25 protein-coding genes and 1 tRNA gene are annotated in these 23,564 nt (G+C 66.4%); 11 read left to right on the forward strand and 15 right to left on the reverse strand.

Annotation, left to right across the window (positions count from 1 at the left end; translation table 11 throughout):
• Window positions 1–14: 14 nt before the first annotated feature.
• Both ACZ5CR_RS19525 and ACZ5CR_RS19530 read right to left on the reverse strand, forming a co-directional pair.
• On the reverse strand, window positions 15–485 hold the full coding sequence (locus ACZ5CR_RS19525) for a RidA family protein (protein ID WP_361190913.1): 471 nt from the start codon (window positions 483–485) through the stop codon (window positions 15–17).
• The gene (locus tag ACZ5CR_RS19530) at window positions 482–640 is read right to left on the reverse strand and encodes a DUF4177 domain-containing protein (protein ID WP_355686832.1); all 159 of its coding nucleotides are present in this window, start codon (window positions 638–640) and stop codon (window positions 482–484) included. The genes ACZ5CR_RS19525 and ACZ5CR_RS19530 overlap by 4 nt, the downstream gene beginning before the upstream one ends.
• A gap of 82 nt (window positions 641–722) precedes the next feature.
• Here ACZ5CR_RS19530 and bagA point away from each other — a divergent pair, with 82 nt between their 5' ends.
• Both bagA and ACZ5CR_RS19540 read left to right on the forward strand, forming a co-directional pair.
• A complete protein-coding gene (bagA, locus tag ACZ5CR_RS19535; RefSeq protein ID WP_468859069.1) occupies window positions 723–1,703 on the forward strand; it encodes an ATPase BagA in 981 nt (326 codons plus the stop codon).
• Window positions 1,700–3,169 carry an ArsA family ATPase gene (locus ACZ5CR_RS19540; protein ID WP_468859071.1) on the forward strand — a complete coding sequence of 490 codons (1,470 nt, stop codon included), beginning with the start codon at window positions 1,700–1,702 and terminating at the stop codon, window positions 3,167–3,169. Before bagA ends, ACZ5CR_RS19540 begins: the two co-directional genes overlap by 4 nt.
• A gap of 139 nt (window positions 3,170–3,308) precedes the next feature.
• Here the strand turns inward: ACZ5CR_RS19540 and ACZ5CR_RS19545 are convergent, their stop codons facing one another.
• Window positions 3,309–3,653: a WhiB family transcriptional regulator gene (locus ACZ5CR_RS19545; RefSeq protein ID WP_383269756.1), complete on the reverse strand. Its 345-nt coding sequence runs from the start codon at window positions 3,651–3,653 to the stop codon at window positions 3,309–3,311.
• A 482-nt stretch (window positions 3,654–4,135) separates the two neighbouring features.
• Between ACZ5CR_RS19545 and ACZ5CR_RS19550 the strand changes: the two genes are divergently transcribed.
• The gene (locus ACZ5CR_RS19550) at window positions 4,136–6,403 is read left to right on the forward strand and encodes a transglycosylase domain-containing protein (protein ID WP_468859073.1); all 2,268 of its coding nucleotides are present in this window, start codon (window positions 4,136–4,138) and stop codon (window positions 6,401–6,403) included.
• A gap of 231 nt (window positions 6,404–6,634) precedes the next feature.
• Here ACZ5CR_RS19550 and ACZ5CR_RS19555 read toward each other — a convergent pair whose 3' ends face one another.
• Window positions 6,635–7,099, reverse strand: coding sequence for a GatB/YqeY domain-containing protein (locus ACZ5CR_RS19555; protein ID WP_344530403.1), 465 nt, complete (start codon window positions 7,097–7,099; stop codon window positions 6,635–6,637).
• Between the two features lie 75 nt (window positions 7,100–7,174).
• On the opposite strand from ACZ5CR_RS19555, the gene ACZ5CR_RS19560 reads away from it, so the two are divergent.
• Together ACZ5CR_RS19560 and ACZ5CR_RS19565 are read left to right on the forward strand one after the other, a co-directional pair.
• The gene (locus ACZ5CR_RS19560) at window positions 7,175–8,101 is read left to right on the forward strand and encodes a metallophosphoesterase (RefSeq protein WP_468859075.1); all 927 of its coding nucleotides are present in this window, start codon (window positions 7,175–7,177) and stop codon (window positions 8,099–8,101) included.
• A gap of 191 nt (window positions 8,102–8,292) precedes the next feature.
• Window positions 8,293–8,366, forward strand: a tRNA-Pro gene (locus ACZ5CR_RS19565).
• Between the two features lie 78 nt (window positions 8,367–8,444).
• Here ACZ5CR_RS19565 and ACZ5CR_RS19570 read toward each other — a convergent pair.
• The 10 genes from ACZ5CR_RS19570 to ACZ5CR_RS19615 all read right to left on the reverse strand — a co-directional run bounded on the left by ACZ5CR_RS19570 (window position 8,445) and on the right by ACZ5CR_RS19615 (window position 15,383).
• Window positions 8,445–9,611 carry a site-specific integrase gene (locus ACZ5CR_RS19570; RefSeq protein ID WP_468859077.1) on the reverse strand — a complete coding sequence of 389 codons (1,167 nt, stop codon included), beginning with the start codon at window positions 9,609–9,611 and terminating at the stop codon, window positions 8,445–8,447.
• Window positions 9,611–9,793, reverse strand: coding sequence for a helix-turn-helix domain-containing protein (locus ACZ5CR_RS19575; protein ID WP_468859079.1), 183 nt, complete (start codon window positions 9,791–9,793; stop codon window positions 9,611–9,613). The genes ACZ5CR_RS19570 and ACZ5CR_RS19575 overlap by 1 nt, the downstream gene beginning before the upstream one ends.
• Window positions 9,786–11,105 carry a replication initiator gene (locus ACZ5CR_RS19580; RefSeq protein WP_468859081.1) on the reverse strand — a complete coding sequence of 440 codons (1,320 nt, stop codon included), beginning with the start codon at window positions 11,103–11,105 and terminating at the stop codon, window positions 9,786–9,788. The genes ACZ5CR_RS19575 and ACZ5CR_RS19580 overlap by 8 nt, the downstream gene beginning before the upstream one ends.
• Before the next feature lie 164 nt (window positions 11,106–11,269).
• Window positions 11,270–11,518, reverse strand: coding sequence for a SpdD protein (locus ACZ5CR_RS19585; RefSeq protein ID WP_468859225.1), 249 nt, complete (start codon window positions 11,516–11,518; stop codon window positions 11,270–11,272).
• A gap of 25 nt (window positions 11,519–11,543) precedes the next feature.
• Window positions 11,544–11,738, reverse strand: coding sequence for a hypothetical protein (locus ACZ5CR_RS19590; RefSeq protein WP_468859083.1), 195 nt, complete (start codon window positions 11,736–11,738; stop codon window positions 11,544–11,546).
• A 13-nt stretch (window positions 11,739–11,751) separates the two neighbouring features.
• Window positions 11,752–11,943, reverse strand: a complete 192-nt coding sequence (locus ACZ5CR_RS19595; protein ID WP_383272023.1) for a mobile element transfer protein — start codon at window positions 11,941–11,943, stop codon at window positions 11,752–11,754.
• 21 nt (window positions 11,944–11,964) lie between these two features.
• Window positions 11,965–12,615: a DUF2637 domain-containing protein gene (locus tag ACZ5CR_RS19600; RefSeq protein ID WP_468859085.1), complete on the reverse strand. Its 651-nt coding sequence runs from the start codon at window positions 12,613–12,615 to the stop codon at window positions 11,965–11,967.
• Window positions 12,616–12,700: 85 nt separating this feature from the next.
• Window positions 12,701–14,077: an FtsK/SpoIIIE domain-containing protein gene (locus tag ACZ5CR_RS19605; protein ID WP_468859086.1), complete on the reverse strand. Its 1,377-nt coding sequence runs from the start codon at window positions 14,075–14,077 to the stop codon at window positions 12,701–12,703.
• Window positions 14,077–14,433 carry an SCO3933 family regulatory protein gene (locus tag ACZ5CR_RS19610; protein ID WP_468859087.1) on the reverse strand — a complete coding sequence of 119 codons (357 nt, stop codon included), beginning with the start codon at window positions 14,431–14,433 and terminating at the stop codon, window positions 14,077–14,079. The genes ACZ5CR_RS19605 and ACZ5CR_RS19610 overlap by 1 nt, the downstream gene beginning before the upstream one ends.
• Before the next feature lie 164 nt (window positions 14,434–14,597).
• Complete coding sequence (locus tag ACZ5CR_RS19615; RefSeq protein ID WP_468859089.1) at window positions 14,598–15,383, reverse strand: GntR family transcriptional regulator; 786 nt, start codon at window positions 15,381–15,383, stop codon at window positions 14,598–14,600.
• Window positions 15,384–15,490: 107 nt separating this feature from the next.
• Here ACZ5CR_RS19615 and ACZ5CR_RS19620 point away from each other — a divergent pair, with 107 nt between their 5' ends.
• The 4 genes from ACZ5CR_RS19620 (at window position 15,491) to ACZ5CR_RS19635 (ending at window position 18,829) form a co-directional block, all read left to right on the forward strand.
• Window positions 15,491–15,898 carry an NUDIX hydrolase gene (locus ACZ5CR_RS19620; protein ID WP_468859091.1) on the forward strand — a complete coding sequence of 136 codons (408 nt, stop codon included), beginning with the start codon at window positions 15,491–15,493 and terminating at the stop codon, window positions 15,896–15,898.
• A gap of 46 nt (window positions 15,899–15,944) precedes the next feature.
• A complete protein-coding gene (locus tag ACZ5CR_RS19625; protein WP_468859093.1) occupies window positions 15,945–16,376 on the forward strand; it encodes an ATP-binding protein in 432 nt (143 codons plus the stop codon).
• Window positions 16,377–17,012: 636 nt separating this feature from the next.
• Window positions 17,013–17,693 carry a hypothetical protein gene (locus ACZ5CR_RS19630; RefSeq protein WP_468859095.1) on the forward strand — a complete coding sequence of 227 codons (681 nt, stop codon included), beginning with the start codon at window positions 17,013–17,015 and terminating at the stop codon, window positions 17,691–17,693.
• A gap of 41 nt (window positions 17,694–17,734) precedes the next feature.
• Window positions 17,735–18,829, forward strand: a complete 1,095-nt coding sequence (locus ACZ5CR_RS19635; protein WP_468859097.1) for a helix-turn-helix domain-containing protein — start codon at window positions 17,735–17,737, stop codon at window positions 18,827–18,829.
• Between the two features lie 39 nt (window positions 18,830–18,868).
• Here the strand turns inward: ACZ5CR_RS19635 and ACZ5CR_RS19640 are convergent, their stop codons facing one another.
• Entirely contained in the window at window positions 18,869–20,062 is a 1,194-nt protein-coding gene (locus ACZ5CR_RS19640) for an AlbA family DNA-binding domain-containing protein (RefSeq protein WP_468859099.1), read from the reverse strand.
• Window positions 20,063–21,785: 1,723 nt separating this feature from the next.
• Between ACZ5CR_RS19640 and ACZ5CR_RS19645 the strand changes: the two genes are divergently transcribed.
• Both ACZ5CR_RS19645 and ACZ5CR_RS19650 read left to right on the forward strand, forming a co-directional pair.
• Window positions 21,786–22,439: a hypothetical protein gene (locus tag ACZ5CR_RS19645; protein WP_468859101.1), complete on the forward strand. Its 654-nt coding sequence runs from the start codon at window positions 21,786–21,788 to the stop codon at window positions 22,437–22,439.
• Window positions 22,427–23,497, forward strand: coding sequence for a hypothetical protein (locus ACZ5CR_RS19650; RefSeq protein WP_468859226.1), 1,071 nt, complete (start codon window positions 22,427–22,429; stop codon window positions 23,495–23,497). The genes ACZ5CR_RS19645 and ACZ5CR_RS19650 overlap by 13 nt, the downstream gene beginning before the upstream one ends.
• The last annotated feature ends 67 nt before the right edge of the window (window positions 23,498–23,564 follow it).

Genomic DNA, 23,564 nt, shown 5'->3' on the forward strand with positions numbered 1-23,564 from the left:
AGACGAAGCAGCGGCTACGCCTCGGTCAGCTCCACCTGGATCTCGACCTCGACCGGCGCGTCCAGCGGCAGCACCGCGACGCCCACCGCGCTGCGGGCGTGCACGCCCTTGTCGCCGAGCACCTCGCCGAGCAGCTCGCTCGTGCCGTTGATCACCGCGGGCTGACCCGTGAAGTCCGGGGCCGACGCCACGAATCCGACGACCTTCACGACGCGCGCGACGCGGTCCAGGTCACCGGCGATGGACTTCACCGCGGCCAGGGCGTTCAGGCCGCACGTACGGGCCAGTTCCTTGGCCTCCTCGGGGGTCACCTCCGCGCCGACCTTGCCGGTCACCGGAAGCTTGCCCTCCACCATCGGGAGCTGGCCCGACGTGTAGACGTACACACCGGACTGAACCGCCGGCTGATAGGCGGCGAGCGGCGGCACGACCTCGGGCAGCGTCAGACCGAGCTCGGCCAGCTTCGCCTCCACGGCCCCACTCATGCCTTCTCCCGCTTCAGGTAGGCCACGAGCTGCTCGGAGTTGTTCGGCCCGGGCACGACCTGGACGAGCTCCCAGCCGTCCTCGCCCCAGGTGTCCAGAATCTGCTTCGTGGCATGGACGAGCAGCGGCACGGTTGCGTATTCCCACTTGGTCATATGGCCGACTGTAGCCGTTGTGAGGCGCTGCTCACGGTGGCCTCCTGCTTAGCCCGGGCGGCGACTGGTTAGGCTCGGAAGTGTGAGCAGGCTCCAGGTCGTCAGCGGCAAGGGCGGTACCGGCAAGACCACGGTGGCCGCCGCACTCGCGCTCGCCCTCGCGACGGAGGGGAAGCGCACCCTCCTCGTGGAGGTCGAGGGCAGACAAGGCATCGCGCAGCTCTTCGAGACCGAAGCGCTGCCGTATGAGGAGCGGAAGATCGCCGTCGCTCCCGGGGGCGGGGAGGTGTACGCCCTTGCCATCGACCCCGAGCTCGCACTGCTCGACTACCTCCAGATGTTCTACAAACTGGGGGGCGCCGGACGCGCGCTCAAGAAACTCGGCGCCATCGACTTCGCCACCACCGTCGCACCGGGTCTGCGGGACGTCCTGCTGACCGGCAAGGCCTGCGAGGCCGTACGCCGCAAGGACAAGAGTGGGCGTTACGCGTACGACTGCGTGGTGATGGACGCGCCGCCCACCGGCCGCATCACGCGCTTCCTGAACGTGAACGACGAAGTCGCGGGCCTCGCCAAGATCGGCCCCATACACAATCAGGCGCAGGCCGTGATGCGTGTACTCAAGTCACCCGAGACAGCGGTGCACTTGGTGACGCTCCTCGAAGAGATGCCCGTCCAGGAGACCGCCGACGGGATCTCCGAGCTGCGTGCCGCGAAGCTGCCCGTGGGGCGCGTCATCGTGAACATGGTGCGGCCCGAGCTGCTCGACGAGGCCTCTCTGGAGCTCGGACTCGACCGGACCCCGCGTACCGCCATCGCCAAGTCCCTGTCCGCCGCCGGGCTCGGCGGGGCCCGCCGGGGCGGTGTCGCCGAACGCCTGGTCGACCCGCTTCTGGAGCAGGCCGCCGAGTACGCCGAGCGGCACGCCCTGGAGGGATCCCAGCGGTCCGTCCTGGGCGACCTCGGCCTCCCCCTGCACGAGCTCCCGCTGCTGGCCGGCGGAATGGACCTGGCGGGGCTCTACGAACTCGCCACGGAACTGCGGAAGCAAGGGATCGCATGACCTCGGACCCCGCACGAAACCGGCCCCCGGACACGACACGGGCCCCGGACACGACACGCCCGCTTGACCCGGCCCGCACGCTCGACGTGGACCGCCTGCTCGACGACCCGAAGACCCGCATCGTGGTGTGCTGCGGCTCCGGAGGCGTCGGCAAGACGACCACGGCGGCCGCGCTCGGCCTGCGCGCCGCCGAACGAGGCCGCAAGGTCGTCGTACTGACGATCGACCCGGCACGCCGGCTCGCCCAGTCCATGGGGATCGACTCGCTCGACAACGTCCCGCGCCAGGTCAAGTCCATCGACGGGTCGGGCGGCAGCGACGGGTCGGACGACGGCGGGTCGGAGGACGGCGACGGGTCGGGCGGCAGTGGGTCGAACGGCCGTGGGTCGAACGGCGGCGGCGAGCTGCACGCCATGATGCTCGACATGAAGCGCACCTTCGACGAGATCGTCGAGGCGCACGCGGACAAGGAGCGGGCGAGCGCGATCCTCAGCAACCCCTTCTACCAGTCGCTTTCGGCGGGCTTCGCGGGCACGCAGGAGTACATGGCGATGGAGAAGCTGGGGCAGCTGCGCGCCCGCGACGAGTGGGACCTGATCGTCGTCGACACGCCGCCCTCACGTTCGGCCCTCGACTTCCTCGACGCGCCCAAGCGCCTCGGCTCGTTCCTGGACGGGAAGCTGATCCGGGTGCTCATGGCCCCGGCGAAGGTGGGCGGCCGGGCCGGGATGAAGTTCCTGAACGTCGGGATGTCGATGATGACGGGGGCGCTCGGCAAGCTGCTCGGCGGGCAACTGCTGCGTGACGTCCAGACGTTCGTAGCCGCGATGGACACCATGTTCGGCGGCTTTCGCACCCGCGCGGACGCCACATACCGGCTGCTTCAGGCGCCGGGTACGGCGTTCCTCGTGGTGGCGTCACCGGAGCGGGACGCGCTGCGTGAGGCGGCGTACTTCGTGGAGCGCCTGGCCGCCGACGACATGCCGCTCGCCGGCCTCGTACTGAACCGGGTGCACAGCAGCGGCGCCGCTCAGCTCTCGGCCGAGCGGGCGCTTACCGCCGCGGAAAATCTTGATGAGAGCCGCATTGTGGATCAGGAGGACGGGAAGGCTGGAGTGCGTACCTCCCACGAGGCTCCCGGCAACTCCCCCGAGGCCCCCGGCAGTTCCGAGACCTCCGAGACCCCCGGTAGTTCCGAGCCCCATGACGCTTCCGGCTCCCATGACGATGACACGCATCCGCCCGTGGCACAGCTGACCGCAGGCCTGCTGCGACTGCACGCGGAACGCATGCGGCTGCTCGCGCGCGAACAGCACACGCGCGATCGCTTCACCGCGCTTCACCCCGAGGTGGCCGTGGCCGAAGTGACGGCGCTGCCGGGTGACGTTCATGACCTGGCAGGCCTTCGGGCCATCGGAAACCGGCTCGCGGCCGGTACTGGTACTGACCCGGCCGGAGCTGCCTGAGCAACGGGACTGACCCACTGCCACGCGGCTGGCGTCGGGGACCTCTCCCCAGCGCCTGCTGGGGCTTTCCCCAGCGCATGCCGGGGTCTTCCCCCAGCCCGGTGGGGCTTTCCCCCACCGCCACGCGGCCGACGGGGCGCTAGCCCACTGCCGCGTAGCTCTCGTACGTCTCGTCGTCCTCCAAGTCCACGGGCAGCAAGCCCGCGCCACGCTCGTACTCGGAGCGCGCCGTCTCCAGCAGACGGCGCCAAGAGGTGACTGTGGGACGCCTGCGCAGCAATGCGCGGCGCTCCCGCTCAGTCATGCCACCCCACACGCCGAACTCGACGTGGTTGTCCAGCGCGTCGGCCAGGCACTCCGTGCGCACCGGGCAACCGGTGCACACCGCCTTGGCCCTGTTCTGCGCTGCTCCTTGAACGAACAGTTCATCTGGATCGGTAGTGCGGCAGGCCGCCTGCGCACTCCAGTCGGTTACCCAGCCCATACCGGCGCCGTCCTCTCCCGAATCGAGGCTCCCCCACGGCGGCAGCGGCATATTCACCGCCGCCAGTTGAGGACGTTACGGAAGGTGGGCACAGCGCAACACCCCCTTCGGGCCCAATCTTGAATGGCCCGAACGGACTATGCGTAAGCGGCAGATCACCCGACGGAGTGAGCTGGCGACATGCGTGATTAACCCGGCAAATGCGGGCACTTCAGCTGGGTCACAACGGGCATTGAATGCCGCATGAGGCGATTTCGGGCACTTCCCCGGGCTCATTCCGAGCCCATTCCGAGCTCATTCCGAACGCGATCCGTGCTCGTGACGAGCCTCGTGAAGAACCTCGTGAAGAACAGGGGGCCCACTCGGGATTCGGGACCGATGGGGTGAGGGAGTGTTGCCAAACCGCACTGCTGTGACAGTTGAGAGCAGCTTAGGCCAAGGCATTGAGGCGTGTCCGGCGAATCAGAACGTAGGCTGCCCTCATGGGAAAGAAGCGCTCCGGCGGTGGTCTGTCACCAACTCAGCAGGCCGCGAAGTTCCTAGGTGTCAGCGTGCTCGCGGGAGCCGTGCTGGCAGGCATCGCCCTGCCCGCAGCAGGCGCGCTCGGCCTCGCGGCGAAGGGATCGGTCGAAGGATTCGACGAGATCCCCTCCAACTTGAAGCAGCCGCCGCTGAGTCAGCGCACCACGATCCTGGACAACAAGGGCGGCTCCATCGCCACTGTCTACTCACGTGACCGCACCGTGGTGCCGCTCAAGCAGATCTCGCCGTACATGCAGAAGGCGATCGTCGCGATCGAGGACTCGCGCTTCTACGAGCACGGCGCGGTCGACGCGAAGGGCATCCTGCGCGCGGTGAACCAGAACGCGCAGAGCGGCGGAGTCTCCCAGGGCGCGTCCACGCTCACCCAGCAGTACGTGAAGAACGTCTTCGTCGAGGAGGCGGGCGACGACCCGACGAAGGTCGCCGAGGCCACCCAGCAGACGCTGGGGCGCAAGATCCGCGAGCTGAAGTACGCGATCCAGGTCGAGGACAAGCTCGGCAAGAAGCGCATCCTGAGCAACTACCTGAACATCACCTACTTCGGGCAGCAGGCGTACGGGGTCGAGGCCGCGGCCCAGCGCTACTTCTCCAAGCCCGCCAAGGACCTGCAGGTCCAGGAGGCCGCGCTGCTCGCCGGCATCGTGCAGTCCCCCAGCAGGTACGACCCCGTGAACGACACGCAGGAAGCGACCAAGCGTCGCAACACCGTGCTGCAGCGGATGGCCGAGACGCACGACATCACGCAGGCGGAGGCCGCGGCGGCGAAGGAGAAGCCGCTCGGCCTGAAGGTGAGCAGGCCCAAGAACGGCTGCATCACGTCGGTCAGCGGCGCCGGGTTCTTCTGTGACTACGTACGCGAGGTCTTCCTCTCCGATCCGGTCTTCGGCAAGACCAAGGAGGACCGGGCCAAGGTCTGGAACCAGGGCGGCCTGCGGATCAAGACGACCCTCGACCCGCAGTCGCAGCAGTCCGTGCAGGCCTCGATAAAGGATCACGTCAACCAGACCGACGAAGTGGCGACGGCGGCCACCATCGTCCAGCCCGGCACCGGCAAGATCCTGGGCATGGGCCAGTCGCGGCCCTACGGCTTCAAGAAGGACGAGACCACGATCAACCTCTCCGTGGACCACGCGGTGGGCGGCGGTGCGGGCTACCAGCCGGGATCGACCTTCAAGCCGATCGTGGCCGCGGCCGCTCTGGAGGGCGGCACGCCGCCGACCAAGAGCTATGGATCTCCGTACGAGATGCCGTATCCCAGCAGCGTCGCGGCGTGCGACGGCAAGAAGTGGGTGAACTCGGGCGGCGACAAGCTCACCAATGAGAACGAGACCGAGGTCGGCCCGTACGACATGCGGGAAGCGACCGCGAAGTCGGTCAACACGTACTACGTGGAGATGATCGGCGACATCGGGATCTGCCCGGTGACGAAGATGGCCGAGAAGATGGGCGTCGAGCGCGCCGACGGCAGGAAGATCGACCAGGCGCCGTCGATCGCGCTCGGCACCCAGGAGATGTCGCCGCTGACGATGGCGGGCGCGTACGCGACGTTCGCGGCGCGCGGTAAGTACTGCTCGCCCATCGCGATCGAGTCGATCTCCGACCCGAACGGCAAGTCGATGCCGGTGCCGAAGTCGACGTGCTCTCGCGCGATGTCGACCAAGACGGCGGACACGATCAACACCCTCCTCAAGGGCGTGGTCGAGGACGGAACGGGCAAGCAGGCCGGTCTCGGCTCCCGCGCGAGCGCGGGCAAGACGGGTACGACCGACTACCGCTTCGCCGCCTGGTTCGTGGGCTACACCCCGAACATGTCGGGCGCGGTGTGGGTCGGCGACCCGCAGCACAAGCGGAAGATGGTCAACATCACCATCGGCGGAGTCCCGTACGACAAGGTCTTCGGTGGTGAGGTCCCGGGCCCGATCTGGCGCGACGCGATGAGCGGGGCGCTGGAGGGCAAGCCCGCGCCGGGCTTCAACACCGTGCACATCCCGGGCGGCGACAAGGGCAAGGACAAGGACAAGCCCCACGAGGACAACAAGCCGGGCGGTGGCAACGGCGGGGGCGGCGGAGGCGGCAACGACGGGGGTGGCAACGGCGGCAACGGGGGCGGCAACGGAGGCGGCAATCCCTGGCCGGACATCTCCCTGCCGCCGGGCACCATCGGCGGGAACGAGGATGGCGGCGGGATCGGCGGCTGGGGCCGGTAGGTCGTCGCTGCTCGGTAGCCAGCCCGACCCGCTGGCTTCGTGCTTCATGCTTCATGCTTCATGAATGAGGGCGCCCCCTGGAGTCAGGGGGCGCCCTCATTCACGTACGCACGCGTCTGTTCACGTAGACGGGTGTCTGCGCTCTGATCAGCTGTTCACGTAGACGGCGTGCCTGCTCTCTGGTCAGCTGTTCACGTAGACGCGTGATCAGCTCTCTGATCAGAGAGCTGATCAGCCCGCGAGCAGCTTCTTGACCACGGCGGCGACGCGGCCGCCCTCAGCCAGGCCCGCGACCTTCGGGTTCACGATCTTCATGACCTGGCCCATGGCACGCGGCCCCTCGGCACCGGCGGCCTTGGCCTCCTCGACGGCCTGGGCGACGATCGCCTGGAGCTCGTCCTCGGAGAGCTGCTTCGGCAGGTACTCGGCGAGGATCTCGCCCTCCGCCTTCTCCTTCTCGGCCTGCTCGGCGCGGCCGCCGTTGGCGAAGGCCTCCGCGGCCTCGCGGCGCTTCTTCGCCTCGCGGGCGATCACCTTCTGCACCTCGTCGTCGGAGAGCTCGCGGGCCGTCTTGCCCGAGACCTCCTCCTTCGTGATGGCGGTGAGGGTCAGCCGGAGCGTCGAGGAGCGCAGCTCGTCACGCCCCCTGATCGCGGCGGTGAGGTCTTCCTGAAGCTTCGACTTGAGCGTGGTCATGCGGTGATTGTCGCAGGTGCGTACGGCCCGACGCCCGCTGATTTAAGGGGCCTTCGGGTCTGACACGATGGGAGGATGCGCGCGCGATACGCAGTACCCCTGGGAATTACGGCGACGGCCGCCGCCGGTCTGGTCTACTCGGTGGGCATCGAGCCCCGCCTCTTCCGACTGCGACGGGTCACGGTGCCGGTCCTTCCGCCGGGGATGCGACCGCTCAGAGTCCTCCAGGTTTCGGACATCCACATGGTGTCCGGGCAGCGCAGGAAGCAGCGCTGGCTGCGCTCGCTCGCCGGCCTTCGCCCCGACTTCGTGATCAACACCGGGGACAACCTCTCCGACCCGGAGGGCGTGCCGGAGACGCTGGACTCGCTCGGCCCGCTGATGCAGTTCCCCGGGGCGTACGTCTTCGGCTCGAACGACTATTACGGCCCCAAGCCGCGCAACCCCGCCCGCTACCTGGTCGAGAAGTCGCAGGGCAAGCACGGCCTGAACGGCAATCCACCCGCCGTCGGCGTGATCCACAACCCGTGGGAGGACCTGCGCGACGGCTTCGACGCCGCGGGCTGGGTGAACCTGACGAACACGCGGGGCGCGCTGAAGGTCGAGGGCTACGAGATCGGCCTCACGGGCCTGGACGACCCGCACATCAAGCGCGACCGGTACGCGCAGGTGGCGGGCGGTCCCGACACGGGCGCCGACTTCTCGATGGGCATCGTGCACGCCCCGTACCTGCGCTCCCTGGACGCTTTCGCGGCCGACGGCTACCCCCTGATCCTGGCGGGCCACACTCACGGCGGCCAGCTGTGCATCCCGTTCTACGGAGCGCTGGTAACCAACTGCGACCTGGACAAGGACCGCGTGAAGGGCCTGTCGACGCACAAGGCGGAGGGCAACACGTCGTACCTCCACGTCTCAGCGGGCTGCGGCGCGAACCGCTACACCCCGATGCGCTTCGCGTGCCCACCCGAGGCGACGCTGCTTACGCTTACGGCGGGGGGCTGAGGGGGCGGGGGCTTGGGAGGCGGGGGCTTGGGGGCTGGGGGCTGGCCCTGGGGCTCCAGTACGGGATCCCCTCGGGGATCCCTCCGGGGTCCTGGGGGTGCTCGGAAACCGGATTTCGTCTCCGGGCGCCGGTCCGCTAAAGTAATCGATGTCGCCACGACCCGCGCAGCGGGCCAGTGGAACAACGACATCGGGGTGTAGCGCAGCTTGGCAGCGCGCTTCGTTCGGGACGAAGAGGTCGTGGGTTCAAATCCCGCCACCCCGACAGCTGAAACACCAGGTGGCCAGCCTACTCATGAGAGTAGGCTGGCCACTTTTTTCGTGTGCGTGTCTATCTGCGTGACTACCGCTCCGGAGCCCGCTTGAAGATGCCGTCCATTACCACCGCGCCGGTCTGGATCACGGGCCGGATCTGCTTCCGATAGACCTCCTCGGTCACGGCGGTCCCCGAGTGGCCGACGAGCCGGGAGATCTCTTCCAGGGGCACGCCACTGTCGGAGAGCAGCGAGACGAAGCTGTGCCGGAGCTCCCGAGGCGTCCACTCGGCGGCGTCGATCCCCTCAGCGTCCTTGAGGGCCACCCTGAAGGCGCGACGGACGTTGGTCGCGTCCAGCGGCTTGCCGACAGCCGAGGAGAAGACGAGCCCGTTCTCCTCCCAGTCGTCACCGGCGGCGAGGCGCTCCCAACCCTGGTCCTCGAACTGGGCCCACAGGACCTCCACACAGCGCGCAGGCAGGGCGAGCGTGCGCCGGGACTTCCGCGTCTTGGTGTCCCCGCCACGTCGGACCGACCGCCACACAGCGATGTGCGGAAGCTGCGGCGGGTTGGCTTCCGGCCTGCCCTTGAGGAACACGTGGTCCCAGGTGAGCGCGCGCAGCTCCTCGGTACGGGCACCAGTCAGCAGGGCGACGACGGTGTACGCGTACATCGAGGTCCCCTCGGCTGCCTTGAGCACGGCCTCCGCCTGGACCAAGGTGAGCGCCTTGGACGGACGCCCCGGACGGCCAGCCGGAACGGCGCACAGCTCAACGACGTTGCGCTTCACCTTGTCCCGCGCCATGGCCCGCTTGACCGACCGGTTGAGGCAGGAGTGCAGCCCCTGAAGGGTGCGCGTACTGAGCGTTTGAGCCTTCACCGCCAGCCAGCGGTCAACGTCCTCCGCACTGAGATCACGAAGCTTTCGCGCTCCCAGGCTTGGGATCACGTGAGTCCGGCTCAGCCCCGTAACGGTCTCGATCGTGCTCTCGTCACGCCCCGCCAGCCCGTACGTGAGCCAGTCATTCACCGCGTCAGCGACGGTGTAGTTGGTGGGCGCGATGGCGAGCCCATCCTCATGATCCCGCAGAACCTCCTTGAGCCTGTTCTTCGCCTCGGTCTTGGTCCTGCCACTCCCCCGCTTGACGATCCTCTTGCCGCTCGGATCGAAGCCAAGATTCGCGGTGGCGATCCAGCGCTGCCGCTTCTCATCCCAGTGAAGGCCACCGTCACCACGGCTACGGCGCAGGGGCATCAGGCAGCACGCTCCATCTGACCGGCGATGAAGTCCGCGAGAGCGGCAGCAGGGATACGTCGGCATCGCCCGATGGCGACAGAAGGCAGACGTCGAGTGCGGATCAGGTCGTAGACCGTGGACCGCCCGACCTTCAGGCGAGCCATGACATCAGCCACGGTCAACAGCTCGTCGTCACGCATGCGTCGGTTCTCCTTCTGTTCCGGGGGCGGGTTCCAGGGTTTCGGCGAGCCAGGCTTCGGCGTCAGTGAGGCCCATTCCGGCGTAGACCCAGTGGGCGAGGACGAGGGTCGTGTCGACCACCTCCGGATTTCCGTAGGTGGTCAGGCCGGTGGCAGGCTCTGTGGCTTGGGCAGCACGCCATTCGGCGCGGGCATCGCGGAGAGCGCCGAGGGTGGTCGAGTAGCGGCGGGACTTCGTGGAGAAGTGGCCGCGGAAGCCAAGCATGTGGGCCCAGGTCCGGAGCCGGAGTTCTTCCAATTCCTTGTGGGCGCCGAGGCTCCAGGCGATACGGATCATGCGGCGGGCGTGGTCGCTGATGTCGAGCTGGGCCAGTTCGGCGAGGAACTTCAGCGGGCGGTCCAGAGCTCCGGTGGCGGTCTCGGCGCCCTTGGTCGCGTACTTGGCGATGTACGCGGCAACGGCCCGTTCGGTCAGTTCCTGGCCGCCGTCGAAGTCGGCGGATCGGATGGTGCGTACGTCGAGTTGGCGGCCGAAGGCGAAGGCGTGGGCGCGTCCGTCGATGACCGGGCCGTCCACGCTGGCGGCGGAAGCGGCAGCTCGAATGGCGTCGGTCAGCAGCTCGGCGGTCGCCCAGGCGGGAGGCGGGGTGTCACCGCCGTCCGGGCCGTCGATGCGGATGACCGCGTGGAAGTGGACCGCACCGCGCTTCTGGTACTCGGCGACCTTGGCGAAGGACACCCGGGCGTACTCGCGAAAGGCCCGCTGTGTGAGTCCGGCGCGCTTGGCGACCTCCCGGCGGAGGTAGGTGGAGAAGCGCCGCCACAGCGCTCCGGCGTGTGCGTTCCAGAGGACGGCCGCTTCGTAGTCGTAGGTGTCGGGGTTCAGTGGGGTGCCGAGGGCGGCGTCCTCCTGGTCGTGGACGACGCCGCAGCGGCAGGGGCGGACTGTTCGGGCCGGGCCCTTGGGGCGGTTGTGGACCGGGCCGAACCCGGGGGCCGTGAAGGTGGCGAAGACGCGGGGGTGCGCGGCGACGCGTTCGGGAACGCCCTTGCCGCCGCGCAGGCCGGAGGTGATCAGGTGGAAGGTGTCGCGGCGGTAGACCTCCGCGCAGGCCGCGCAGCGGGTCGTACGGCGGTTGTTGCAGCGGACCAAGAGATGACCGGCCGGGAGGGCGGTCGAGTCGAGGCGGTGGAGGACGTTGCCGATCTCGCCGGTACGGGTGTTCACCGCGTGCTCGGTGCGGTGGCCGTCGAGGCGGATCGGGTGCGTGCAGCCGCCGAGTCCGGAGAGCTGGCGAAGGAGCGCGGGCATGGTGCCGAACGCGGCCAGTTGACCGATTTCGCGGAGCGGGGGCGGGGTGGCGCGGGTGATGATGGCTGTTCTCCTTCTGGCTTCGGCTAGGAGGGACAGGGCCCCCGGGGCGGCGGATGCTTGGCGGTATCAGGGCCGCCCCGGGGGTCTGGCAGTGATGGCGCCTAGCGGCGGCGCTGGTCGCGGAGCATCGAGCGGATGACCACGGCGCACACCGCGACGGAGATGGCCGTGACGGCGACGGCGGCCAGGAGCGCGGTCAGCACGACGCCGCCGACGAGGACGGCCGCGACCGCTCCGGTGGTGACGGAGATCTGCGGCGCAGGCCGCTGCACGGGAGCCAGCGGGTCAGCCACGGTGTGGGCGTGTGCGGGCGGCGGTGTCGGACTGTCGGGGTACTTGGGCAGGAACACGGCGAAGTTCTCCTTACCTACTCGTCTAGTCATGTGAGCCGTTTACGACGTCCACGCCGGAGCGCGTACCGGATTCGATGGCCGGGGCCATGAAGGTGTGCGAGAGCCAGAAGCCGAACAGTGTGATCACTACGACGATCCACGTGCGGACGCCGAGGAACTTGACCGCTCCCCAGGCGAAGCAGCCGAGGACGAACACGAGCGGCAGGCTGACGGTCACGGAGACAGTCCTTTCAGCGGACGGGGCAGCGGTGGGTGCGGGCGGCCAGCTCGGCGGCGGCGCGGCTGTCGTAGTCGGCAGAGAAGCCGCAGCGAGGGGCCGTGCAGGCGGCGGTGTGCTCCTCGCGGCCACGCCCGCCGTACGACGTGCCGACCTGGACGGGACCGATGCGGGCGACGGAGCGAAAACGGCGGTTGGCGCTCATGTGGATCTCCCTTCAGAGCGTTCAGAGCTGAGCGGCGATGGCGTCGGCCATGGGCATCGGGACGCCGAGGCGGGCGCGCAGGGTCGTGATGTCGATGTCCGTGCCGGTACGGGTGTGGTGCTCGGTGGCGACTTTGCGGGCGTGCTCGACCAGGGCGGCCGGGATGGAGACGGCAGTTGGAGGAGTCGAGGTGGGCGCGGGCTCGGTGGCCGGTGTCGACGGAATCTCCGGCACGGGATCGGGCGCGTCCTCCTGGTCGTCGATACGCACGGGCTCTCGGCCGTCCTCCTCGGTCGTCTCGTGCCGGATCGGCGCCGAGTGGGCGAGGAGCGTTCCTCCGAGGAAGGCGACCGCAGGCCATCCCGCGACGAGGATGCGGAGCCAGGCCGGTACATGGTTCAGGTCGAGCAGACCGGCGGTGGCCACATTCGCGCCCAGAGAGGCCGCGAGCGCGATGACGAACCAGCACCAGCCCGCGGCTTTGGCGTCACCGGCCCGCAGTCGACGCCAGGCGGCGACGAGCAGCAGGTCGACCGAGATCGGATAGGCCCACGCTTTCCACCCGTCCTGTCCGGCCGCCGAGGCGACGTCGTGCAGGTGGGCGAAGGACAGGGCGGCAGCGATGACGGCTTGGACGAGTACCGCATCGATACGGGCCAGTTGGGCGCGCATGCTGCGGCTCCTTCCGGGTCTAGGCATGGAGGGGGTAGGGACGTGGCGCGAGACGGTCACGCCGACCGGACAGAGGGTGTGGGGGTCAGCCGGTGACCGGTCGCGGCTTCACGGTCGGGGCCGGGGGCTCGACCGGCTGCACGAGCACGGAGGGCCGGAAGGGCTTCAGCGCGGGCAGGTCGGGGACCAGGTCGGCCGATGCGCGGCAGGTCTCGGCGGCGTCGGACAGGGAGAGGTACGGCGTACGGATGCGGGACCAGCCGCCCGAGGTGTCACCGGCGACGGCGAGGCCGGGCCGTTCGGCGGCGATGGCGCAGGCGGCGGAGACCGCTTCGGGGGCGATGTCTCCGAGAGCCATTTTCGCGGAGGCTTCATCGTTCACGCGGTGGCAGACCCGACCGGTCAACTGGGCTCGAAGCATCGTGGCGCCCTTACCGAGCTCGGCGCCGAATCGCTGCCCGCACACTTCCAGGTAGATACCGGCCGCGCGGCCGAGCTGAGCAAGCCGGATGAGCTGAGTGACCATCTCGTCCCGCCGCTCTTCCTCCTTCTTCGTGGCGACGAGGAAGAGTTCCGCCACCTCGTCGACGAACAGCACTACGGGAACGGGCCGTTCCTGCTCGGGAAGCCCCCAGATGTCGGAGGTGATGTCCTCGTCCGGCGTGCCCGGGGCGACCCGCTGATGTGCCTTGATCAGGTCGTAACGGTCCTCCATCTCCTTGATGAGCACAGGCAACAGGTCGGCGGCCTGCTCTGGATCGGTGGCGAGCGCCGACAGTCGCGGGGCGAAGGGCGCAAGCTCCACGCCTCGCTTGCAGTCGATGCCGACCAGAGCGACAGATTGCGGCGCGAGTCCGGTGACGAGGTGGCGCAGGTACATGGACTTGCCCGACAGGGTGGCGCCGAGGCAGAGCCCGTGCGGCACGGCCCGGTAGTCCCGTACGAAGGGCGTGGCATCTTCCCGCAGCGCTACGGGCACTTTCAGGAACCCACCCTCCGCTTTGCGCGGCATGCGGACCTTGCGCAGGACGTCGTAGCCGACGAGCCGCAGGTCGACTACGCCAGGCTTGACCGTGGTCACGTAGACCGCGTGGACTCCCCAGGCGTGCCGCAGTCGTTCGGCCGAGGCGGCCACGTCGGCGGGTTCCTGGCCCGGTGCGAGCCGCAGGCGGAGCCGGAGCCCGGTCGTGGTCGGGCGGATGATTCCGCGACGAGGCGGTACGGGCCGGATCTCCCCACGGGTGGTGGCCTTGACTGCCAGGACCCGCAGTCGGGACGGCGTCACCGTCAGGCCGCAGGCCTCCATGACCGAGCCGTACGAGCTGAGCAGTCGGGCCGTGGATATCGGCAGGCCGACCGCAGACCAGTAGGCCCCGGGATGGTTGGCCCGGGCGTAGGCAGCCCCGCCGCCGAGCGCGGCGACAGGACCACCCACCTCCAGAAGCGTCGTCAGGTCGGTCATCAGGCCGAGGCCTCCATGGCGGCCGGGAAGGCGGCCGGAGTGACGGCGGCGCAGCGGTAGGCGATGCCGTGCCGCTGCTGGCCGTTGAACACGCTCTCCCACGGCCGGGCCACGAGCCCCGGAAGCGAGACCGGCGCACCGAGCGCCAGCCCCTCGGACACTCCGCTCTCCGGGATGGTCACCTTGACCAGGGACGACTCCCCCTCCTCGATGTAGACGACGCCGATCGTCATCAGGGCCTCGCCGCTGGTGACGTCCTTGGCGATCTCGCCCGTCTGACGGTCACGGACCTTGGGCACAGGAGCCTCGGTCAGCAGGATCGTCGCGGCCGAGGTCTCCACACGGATGGTTCGCAAAGATCTTCCCATCTACTCGTCTATACAAGATGCAGCCTTCGAACCCGATCTCCGGGAACGACGACCACGTTGCCACACAACTTGCCCACTCGTCTATACGAGTATGCCTGTTGGGATGTACGAGTTCGGGAAGCGGACCACCGCGCGTCACGGCCGTTAGGCCCTCACGTGGCCGGGAGCTGGTACGACAGGACGTATGCGTCTGCCGCCATGACGGTGTCGCAGACTTCCACGGCCCGACCCTCGATGTCGTACGCGGTGCGAATCAGGCTGATGACCGGCACACCGGAGGCCAGCCGCAGGGTCCGCACCTCGGAGGGCGAGGGCATGCGCGCCCGGATCTCCTCCTCGAAGTGGTCGAGGTGGTGCCCCAGCTCTTCGAGTCGGGCATAGATGCCGCCGGGGCCGGGATTGGGCTCGGCGATCTGCGTACCGCGCGCGATGTCGAGCGGCAGGAAGGAGGCCGCGAACTCGACCGGCCGCCCATCGAGCAGGTACCGGCGCCGACGAGCGAGCACGCGCCGCACGGAGCCGAGGCGGGTGGCGATGTCCTGACTGGCCTTCTCCTCCTTGACCTCCAGGCTGTCGACCTGGGGATGACTGCCCGCAGCGTCAGCCTCGACGATGAAGGCCGACTTGCCTTGATCACGGTGGCGCCGGGCGAAGCGGTCGGAGGCCAGGCGTCGGACGGGTGGCCGTGGCCGGACGAAGACGCCCTTGCCGTGTTCGGCGTGGGCCAGGCCCTCGCCCGTAAGAATCGAGAAGGAGTTCCGAACGGTCATCCGGGAAACCCCGTAGTGCTCGACGAGTTCGGCCTCCGAAGGCAGCTTTTCGCCCTCTTTGAATCGCCCACGGTCGATGGCCTCACGCAGCTGGTCGGCGATCTGTCGAAAGACCGCACGATCGCTCGTGGGGTCGACATCGCCGAGCAGGCTCGGGAGTGACGTCACGTGTACTCCTTTAGGTATCTAGACGAGTGGGCGAGTGTTGTTGCTACGGTGGAGAGCCTAGCCATCTGAGAGGGCCGAGGACCTTGAGCACTGACCGTCCGCACTCCGTGAGCGTTGCCGGAGTCATCGTCGACGACCAAGGCCGGGCCCTTTTGATCAAGCGTCGCGACAACGGCCACTGGGAACCCCCGGGCGGCGTCCTCGAACGCGAGGAAACCATCCCCGAGGCCCTGCAACGCGAAGTCCTCGAAGAAACCGGCATCAAGATCGCGCTTCCCGCGACCCTCACCGGCATCTACAAGAACATGTCGGGCTTGATCGTCTCCATGGTCTTCCGCTGCGAGGCCGCCGACGGTACGCCCACTACCGGCGACGAGACCCGAGCTCTGCGCTGGGCCACCCGCGACGAAGTCAACGAACTCTCCGACGAGGCATACGCGATCCGCGTCCTGGACGCACTCGACGCCACAGCCCCGCCGGCCATCCGCGCCCACGACGGCGTGAAACTCGTCTAGCTCGAACCCGCTGCACACGGCGGCCTACCAGCGTAAAGGAACTTGTATGCACGAGTATACGAGCATCTCGCGAGTCTGGAGCCTGTCTTGCCCAGGTTCACCAGAAGAGGTCAGCCGGGTCCGCCGCTGGACACGTGACATCCTGCGTGGCTCCCCAATGGCAGACGATGCCGAGTTGATCGTCAGCGAACTGAGCGCGAACGCGATCCTCCACACGGCCAGCGGTCAGAGCTGCGGCAGCTTCCACCTGACAGTCACGATCTCCCCGAAGGTGATCGCCCTGTCGGTGACGGATGAGGGAGGCACGAACACGGCCCCCAAAGTCGAGCATCCCGAGGAAAGCGCCGTACGAGGCCGCGGACTGGACATCGTCAACGCGCTCGCACACCTGGTCGTGGTCAACGACAGCCAGAACGGCCACACGATCACCGCGCAGTTCTTCGTGGACAACAGCAACATCAACGAACCGACCACGTAGGAACAGCAGATCCGCCCAACGCCCCGGCGACGGGGAATGAGTTACAACTTTCTCTACTGGTTCAAGCACCCGGCGCCGCTCCGCGCCGCCGGGCGGGCTCACGGCTCCGCTCGGGGCTGCCGCTCCTGCCTTCGGCCCGCTCCGCCCCGGCTGCGCCGACGCCCGCCCACACACGGATAGGGCAGAGGCCAATCAGCGATCACCCGCCGCATCGGCCTAGGGGCAAGGCGATGCCTCCGGCGGGGGCGCTCTGACTCTGGGATGGAGGGGGGCGCCGTACGCGACTGCGGGCCCATCGTGGCGAGCGTTAGGGGCTCCCATCCCGTCCACCATCGACCCAGGCAAAGCCGAGCAGACGCGGCTCATGGCGTCCAGGTCGTTCGTACAGTGGCGCGCTCCACCTGGACGCCATGAACCACGCCCGCTCCACGGTGTGTGGGTCGACGGCGGACGGGATGGGAGCGGGGGAGAGTGGCGGCTCAGGGGGGAGACGAAAACCCTCCGGCACGCCGACTGACCTGCATACAAGGCGACTTGGGTATTGACCGATCCGCTCAGTGTCAGCGGCGCACGCTACGCTTATAAAAATCGCCCCTCATGCGAGGGCGCGTTCTTATAACCCCAAGGGAGGGGCGCGTGAGCGAGAACGCCTGGGTCAGGCCCGATGAGCGCGACGGTCACGAAGATCAGCTCGCAGAGCTGGGGCTGAAGTACGAGCACTTCGAGCGCCTGATCAGCGAGGGGGAAGAGGCTCGGGCTGCCGCCACAGAGGACGACGCCAACAACGCTGCGGGCACCTTCGACTACTTCGCCCGGGTGCGCACCATGCGCTACTTGCTCCGCACCGAAGAGGGCTGGAGGCGGTACGACCCCAAGCAGTCCCCGCTCACGATCAACCCTGAGAAGACCATGGGCATCGGCGTACTGTTGGGCGATGCCCGCACAGGCCTGCCAGGCAACCCGCAGCCGCGGAGTCACAGGCCGGCGGGCGTCGCGAAAGAAACCATGGTGGCGCGTAACCAGGACCTCGATCTGGGTCTCTTCCCTCTACCTTCGCAAGACGAGCCAGGCGCGGACCTCACGGACGACGAGTATGCGCGGTTGGCTACGTGGTACCTGTTGACCTTCCGGTACCAGGCGCGAAGGCAGGGCTTCATCGAGGTGCGAAGCGAGCTATCCCTCCCCAGTAAGGTGGGCGCCAAGGGAAAGATCGACAGTTGGGACAGGAGGATCCTCCTCCCAGCTATTCGATTCAAAAAGACGTTCGATTACCCTGAGGGTGACACTGGCTTCGACGTCCCCGTTGAAGAGTGGTGAGATAGGGGCAATCCGGTCATATGTGAGGGTGGCGTTAGTAAATGGTTTCTTCCTCGCGTATCACCATCGCTCGTAAGCGACGGGGGCTCACTCTCGCTGAACTCAGCGAGCTCGTGGGCGTGAGCCTTCAGAGCCTGTCTAACTATGAGACGGGTCGCACCGATCCGGCGGACGAAACTCTGGAGCGAATCTCGGCTGCGTTGGATTTTCCGGAATCATTCTTTCGGAAACCTGACGTCGAACTGTTGCCCCTGGATGCCGTTTCGTTTCGAGCGCGTAGCAAACTAGCCGCAGCTCCCAGGGATGCGGCATTGGCTGCAAGCACATTGGCTCTAGAACTCAACGAGTGGATCGAACTTCGCTACAAGCTTCCGGCGGCCGAACTTCCCACATTGGGCCGCCTTTCCCCTGAGTCTGCGGCAGATGTCCTGAGGGCGCGATGGGGGCTAGATGACACCCCTATCTCAAATATCCTCCATCTGGTCGAATCGCGCGGCGTTCGGGTTTTCTCTTTGCCTCCAGAGTTCGCCGACGTAGACGCATTTTCCTTCTGGCGAAATGGAACCCCTTTCATCTTCCTGAGCACGTTGAAGACTCCGGAGCGCGGCCGCTTCGACGTGGCTCACGAGCTGGGTCATCTCGTGCTCCATGGTGAGGAGCGGGGGCTTCACGGCCCACCTGCGGAGAAGGAGGCCAATTCCTTCGCCAGCTCCTTCCTTATGCCTCGAGACAGCGTGAAAAGCCACATTCCAATCTCTCCCATGCCGTCGCAGATTATTGAGGCCAGGAAGATCTGGAAAGTTGCGGCAATGGCTCTTGCGTACCGCCTGCATGACCTCGAAATGCTATCGGATTGGCATTATCGAAAAGCTTGCATCGAGCTCAGCAAGAAAGGGTACCGAACAAAAGAACATCGAGGAATCCGGAGTCGCGAGAAGTCTCAACTTTTGGAAAAAGTCTTCAGCATGGCAAACGGGAAAGGCATTTCGGCGCGCCATGTGGCGGACGAGCTAGACGTCAGCATCCAAGAATTGCGCAGTTGGATATTCGGCCTGGTTGTCACTGTTCGAGCGGGGGCTGGCCGGACGGCGCCACCACTGGTTGCATCTAGGCCGCGTCTGACAATCGTCAGGTAAGGACAAAGCCTCCGCCGCGGAAGAGTGGTGCGGTGAGGTTTACGCAGACTGGCTGGATTGCGATGGGTCTGAGCCCTCCTGCGGCGGCCCCTCGATCATCGCTTTTACCAGACCACCAATTATTTCGGCGCGCTGATCCGTATTTAGATGGGCATCTGTGATCAGACGCTCGGCTGCGAGATATCGGGAAAACTCCAGAGGCTGATCGAAGTAGGCCCGAAGATGTCCAGCCGCAGTTTCCTGCGACCTGACGAAAGTGCGGCTTACGTAACCGGCAAGCGCGGCAGATACCGCACCTAGTCCTCCAGATGCCACAGCGCCAGCAATTGTATGAGCCCAAAGAGCAGCAATCGCAAAGCCCACGAGCATGAGGAATCCAATCCCCATGGCTATTTGGGCATTGCGAAACGACTTCGAGGCTTGACCCAGTGCGATGCCGTGATAGAGATCCAAACGGGCGTGCGTAACTGTCCACAAGTCTGAAAGGGTCAAGCGAACCTGTTGAGCGTCCTCCGACGAAGAAGCTGACGTGCCGGCGCTGCGGGCTCGCAGGCCTTCTTCCAAGTCAAATTCGGCTCGCCGGACACGTTCTCGTGTTGCAGTAATTTCCTCGGGTTCCGCTTTTGAGGTGAAGAACTCCGTAAGCATCCCGGATGCGAGAATGGAAATTCCAATAATGATCGCACCGGGCAAAAGGTCAGAGGAAGCCTTTCCCTGATTTAGACGTATGAAGAAGATTACACTTGGCAGCAGGACGGCTGTAATCGAAATCAACAGTAACCTGCCTCGGCGGGACCTCCATGGCAACCTCGAACGCCCAGTCCTAGAGTAAGAGCGCACGGCTGCATTGTTGGAGATGGCGGATCCTAGGGGGCGGATTGTTTCTCCTATCCGCAACGCCAATTGTCCATCGCTTAGGATGGGATCAGTTGACACCTTAACGTGTACGACCCCTACCTGCTTGTCTTCGATTGCCACGCAGTAATATTCAATGGCTGGCTGTGGTTCCAGGAAATGCCGGGACCTTCTTATGGTCCTCTCAAATTCCCTAGGTTCTACTCCCAGCACTTCAGCATCTTGACCGATGCCAACAATAATGGTGCCGCCTTCGGTGTTCGCAAAAGCGGAAATTACCCGGCTAAGTATTCGAGGTTGGACCATCCCCGACTTGAACTCAAGGTCGACGCCCTCTGGGCGGCCCAACAAGTTTTCGATCTCTGGAGGCGTCAACATGGTCGCAGTATGGCGGCGGCTGAGACGGCTGTCTCGCTATTGCCTCGTTCAGCAGCGAGAGGAAGGGACGAGCTGAGCGTCCACGGATGCTGGAGGTGGGCTGATGGCCGGATGAGTCTCAGGAGAAAAGTTCAAACACCGAGTGTGACCCAGCTCACTCTTTGAGTGCGAGCGTCTTGCGCAGGCTTAGAGGCCAGCCGTTCGCCACCGTCTCAGTTCCCGTCTCATTCAGCGCCGTTCACGATCGTTCAGACGAGACCAGAGCCGGAAGTCGCCCTCGCGATCGGCCTCCCATGAACGCAGGTGAACGGCTCTGTTCAGAGCCTTCGCGACCACCACCACAGTTGGAAAGCGTGCCCCTGCCGTCGGCACGGGACGGGGGGCGCGGTCGGCTCTGGCAGGTCATCCGCTGGCCATCGACGAAGCCCGACCGTCGGTTAGGTCCCGGACGATTCTCCGGGCCGCCCCCAGACAGGCCGGGGATGCAACCATTCTCTTCAGAGCTGGAACCCCCGGAAGCCGACCGCGCGCTTGAGACCCTAAAGGTCGGCACTGACAACGGCTGTGTGTCGGACTGGCTGTTGAGCGGTGAGTGTCTAACTGCGTGACAACGCCGACGAACAGCGGCGGACAAGCGCGGACGCCTGCGGACTATCAGCGCAGGTGAGGAGCGCGGCAACCCAAGGCAACACCCCCACCCCAGTTGCTTCGGGACGAAGAGGTCGTGGGTTCAAATCCCGCCACCCCGACAGTTGAAACACCAGGTCAGGCCCGGTTTCCAGAAATGGGAACCGGGCCTGGCTCGTTCTCCGAGGCCGTCTGGGGAGTGTGCGGGAGTGGATCAAGGAAATCCACTCCCCAGCGCTTGAGCCTGCAGCGCCCTTGCCCAGAGGCACAGCCGATCGGCGTAAGCTCGCCATTCGGCGAACACCGGAGATCCACAGCAGGATGCAGTTCTGCACCGGCATGCTCTCCGCTCGACGTAGACAACTGCCTCTGGCCGGAGCTGTTACGAGCTTCTCTACCTCATCAAGGCACCCGGCTGCGCTCCGCTCCGCCGGGCGGTCCGGACTTGTAGAGAACTCTTCTCCGCGACCCGAGGGCTCGTCTCGGTTCAGACGAGACCAGGGCTGAGCCTGGCCTCTGCACCAACCGCTCATGAACCCAGGTCGATGCCCCCTACACACCACGAAACCCACCAACACAGTAGGAAAGCGTGTTGGGGGCAGCCCCTCACGAGTTCGAATCTCGTATCCTCCGCACTCGCCCACCTGCAAACGAAAAGGGTCCGACCGCTGAGCGGCCGGGCCCTTCTTCGTGCGTGGTAGTAGTTGCCGTGTCAACGTCCACCACGTCGGTGACGAGTGAGCTGCACTGAGCACAGCGGGCACCACCACGGACACCGGCCAGAGCACAGAGCCGGGCGGCCCCCGGAGAACACCCCGTCCGGAACAGCACGTCTTCTGCGTAGCCTCGGCCGCAGACCGCGAGGCAGCCCCAGACTCGGTAGCCCGAGCCGCCGTCGAACTCCTAGCTGGGCCGCTTCGTTCGGATCAGGCCGTTTCCCAGCCGGGCAACGAAGCCATACGTAGGCGAAAGCAGCCGCCATCAACAGGTATGCCCGGTACGTCTCAGCCAAAGCCCGACCCGCTCTCATCGTCGCCAGTCGGCCACGGATAGCGTTACTTCGCTCGGGTAAACCCTCACCTCACCGGAGACAACAGTGACTCGCTCGACCCGGCGCGTGGTGGCCGCGCTCACGGCCTCCGCCGCCCTGCTGCTGACCGCCTGCGGCGGATCGGGCGACAGCAAGGACAACGACAAGATCGTCGGCGCTGACGCGGGCAGCGGGAAGTCGGCATCGCCGTCGTCATCCGCGCCAGCGGACGGGACCGACCGGCCGGAGATCAAACTGCCCTCTGACGTGAAGCTCACCTTCACTCCAGAACGGGCGGGGGATTCCGTCAAGGACGCGATCCTGCGGGACAACGCGGACATGATTCGTGCGCTCAACATGGCCATCGTGGCTGGAGATCCTCAGCTGCCCGCCCTGGAGTTCTACACCGAGGGCGAGGGTGCTGTGGCCGCCCGGGACTGGGCGAAGTCGTTCAAGGATGCGGGCTGGACCGTCACCGGGACAGTGCGCTATTTCGACCGGAACGTGAAGATCAAGTCCAAGGACAGCGCGGCGGTCGGATACTGCGCCGATGAGAGCAAGGGCTTCAGCAGAGACGTCAAGACGGACGAGATCAAGCGGACGAAGGTGACGAAGGACAGCTACGTCGCCTACAGCGCTCAGCTCAGGAAGAACAAGCAGGGGGTCTGGGAACTGATGAAGATGGCATCCACCCGCGGCGCGACGGGCTGCCAGTCGTGAGTCGGCTCCTCCGTACCGCCGCGATCGCGGCGGTAGCGGGAGCGGCCTGGCTGTGCGCGGCGCCTGCCGCCGTCGCAGACCAGAAACCTCCCGGAGGAGGCGGCTCATTCGGTGGCGGGCAGGGAAGCGACGCCGGCGTCTCCGGCGATGCCAGCGGTCCCGCCCTCTCGGCGTCAGCCAAGGGGATCGTCTACGACTTCTCGAAGAACGGAAAGGGCAGCTCCGCCGGTCCCGTCACTTCGTCTTCCGCAACGTGGACTCCCCCTGCCTGCTACTACGCTCCCAAGTACACCCCGAAGTCACTTGAGGGGTACATGCGGTACCAGTGGATGGGCACATCGACCACCGAAGAGTGGGACAAGGAGACGCAGGGCAAGTACGTCGACAAGGGCGGCGACTCTGACAAGGACTTCAACAAGGACAAAGCCAGCAAGGGGGATTGGTGGGGCGCCTTCGTGACCGAGGGGCGAGAGGCTGACCCCGCGGCGCAGGACTGCGACAAGATCCCCTTCTGGGTCGACAAGGGGGACTCGCCTCCTGCTGACGCTCCGCAGGCCGTCACCCCGGAAATCCTCGCGCAGCTCGCCTACTCCGAGATTCGTGTTCCCGGTACGAAGGTTGAGTTGAAGCCGCAGAACAAGTCGACGGTGAATCTGCCGACGTGGGCGTGGCTGGAGAAGGCAGAGTTCAAGCCGGTGTCGGTCACCGCCTCCGTTCCCGAGCTCGGGATCGAAGCAACCAGCACGGCCGAGCCCACCGCACTCAAGATCGAACCAGGGACGCCAGATGCTGAACTGCACCCGGCCTCCGGACAGTGCCCGATTCAGGGCGGCCGCATCGGCGTGCCGTATAGCAAGGGCAATAGCGGCGACACCCCTCCGTGCGGCGTGACGTACTTGCGGGCGTCCGGCGACGATGCATATCAGCTCAAGGCCACCGTCACCTGGAAGATCCATTGGACAGGAACCGGGATCGAGGGCGAACAGAAGCTTCCTGATGGCGTGTTCGGCACTGAACAGGACGTCGTCGTGCAGGAGATCCAGTCCATCAACCGCTGAACGAGACTGCCGACCGGTCTGGTCTGCACACGTCGGCGCATCCAACGTAGAACCATCTCAACCCCCG

The sequence above is a fragment of the Streptomyces sp. NPDC031274 genome, from assembly GCF_055570235.1.

What these genes read in the sequence shown, in the direction of transcription:
- ACZ5CR_RS19525 (WP_361190913.1), bottom strand. Translation starts at nt 485, where the DNA reads ATGAGTGGGGCCGTGGAGGCGAAGCTGGCCGAGCTCGGTCTGACGCTG.
- ACZ5CR_RS19530 (WP_355686832.1), bottom strand. Translation starts at nt 640, where the DNA reads ATGACCAAGTGGGAATACGCAACCGTGCCGCTGCTCGTCCATGCCACG.
- ACZ5CR_RS19540 (WP_468859071.1), top strand. Translation starts at nt 1,700, where the DNA reads ATGACCTCGGACCCCGCACGAAACCGGCCCCCGGACACGACACGGGCC.
- ACZ5CR_RS19545 (WP_383269756.1), bottom strand. Translation starts at nt 3,653, where the DNA reads ATGGGCTGGGTAACCGACTGGAGTGCGCAGGCGGCCTGCCGCACTACC.
- ACZ5CR_RS19550 (WP_468859073.1), top strand. Translation starts at nt 4,136, where the DNA reads ATGGGAAAGAAGCGCTCCGGCGGTGGTCTGTCACCAACTCAGCAGGCC.
- ACZ5CR_RS19555 (WP_344530403.1), bottom strand. Translation starts at nt 7,099, where the DNA reads ATGACCACGCTCAAGTCGAAGCTTCAGGAAGACCTCACCGCCGCGATC.
- ACZ5CR_RS19560 (WP_468859075.1), top strand. Translation starts at nt 7,175, where the DNA reads ATGCGCGCGCGATACGCAGTACCCCTGGGAATTACGGCGACGGCCGCC.
- ACZ5CR_RS19570 (WP_468859077.1), bottom strand. Translation starts at nt 9,611, where the DNA reads ATGCCCCTGCGCCGTAGCCGTGGTGACGGTGGCCTTCACTGGGATGAG.
- ACZ5CR_RS19575 (WP_468859079.1), bottom strand. Translation starts at nt 9,793, where the DNA reads ATGCGTGACGACGAGCTGTTGACCGTGGCTGATGTCATGGCTCGCCTG.
- ACZ5CR_RS19580 (WP_468859081.1), bottom strand. Translation starts at nt 11,105, where the DNA reads ATGCCCGCGCTCCTTCGCCAGCTCTCCGGACTCGGCGGCTGCACGCAC.
- ACZ5CR_RS19595 (WP_383272023.1), bottom strand. Translation starts at nt 11,943, where the DNA reads ATGAGCGCCAACCGCCGTTTTCGCTCCGTCGCCCGCATCGGTCCCGTC.
- ACZ5CR_RS19600 (WP_468859085.1), bottom strand. Translation starts at nt 12,615, where the DNA reads ATGCGCGCCCAACTGGCCCGTATCGATGCGGTACTCGTCCAAGCCGTC.
- ACZ5CR_RS19605 (WP_468859086.1), bottom strand. Translation starts at nt 14,077, where the DNA reads ATGACCGACCTGACGACGCTTCTGGAGGTGGGTGGTCCTGTCGCCGCG.
- ACZ5CR_RS19625 (WP_468859093.1), top strand. Translation starts at nt 15,945, where the DNA reads ATGCACGAGTATACGAGCATCTCGCGAGTCTGGAGCCTGTCTTGCCCA.
- ACZ5CR_RS19635 (WP_468859097.1), top strand. Translation starts at nt 17,735, where the DNA reads ATGGTTTCTTCCTCGCGTATCACCATCGCTCGTAAGCGACGGGGGCTC.
- ACZ5CR_RS19640 (WP_468859099.1), bottom strand. Translation starts at nt 20,062, where the DNA reads ATGTTGACGCCTCCAGAGATCGAAAACTTGTTGGGCCGCCCAGAGGGC.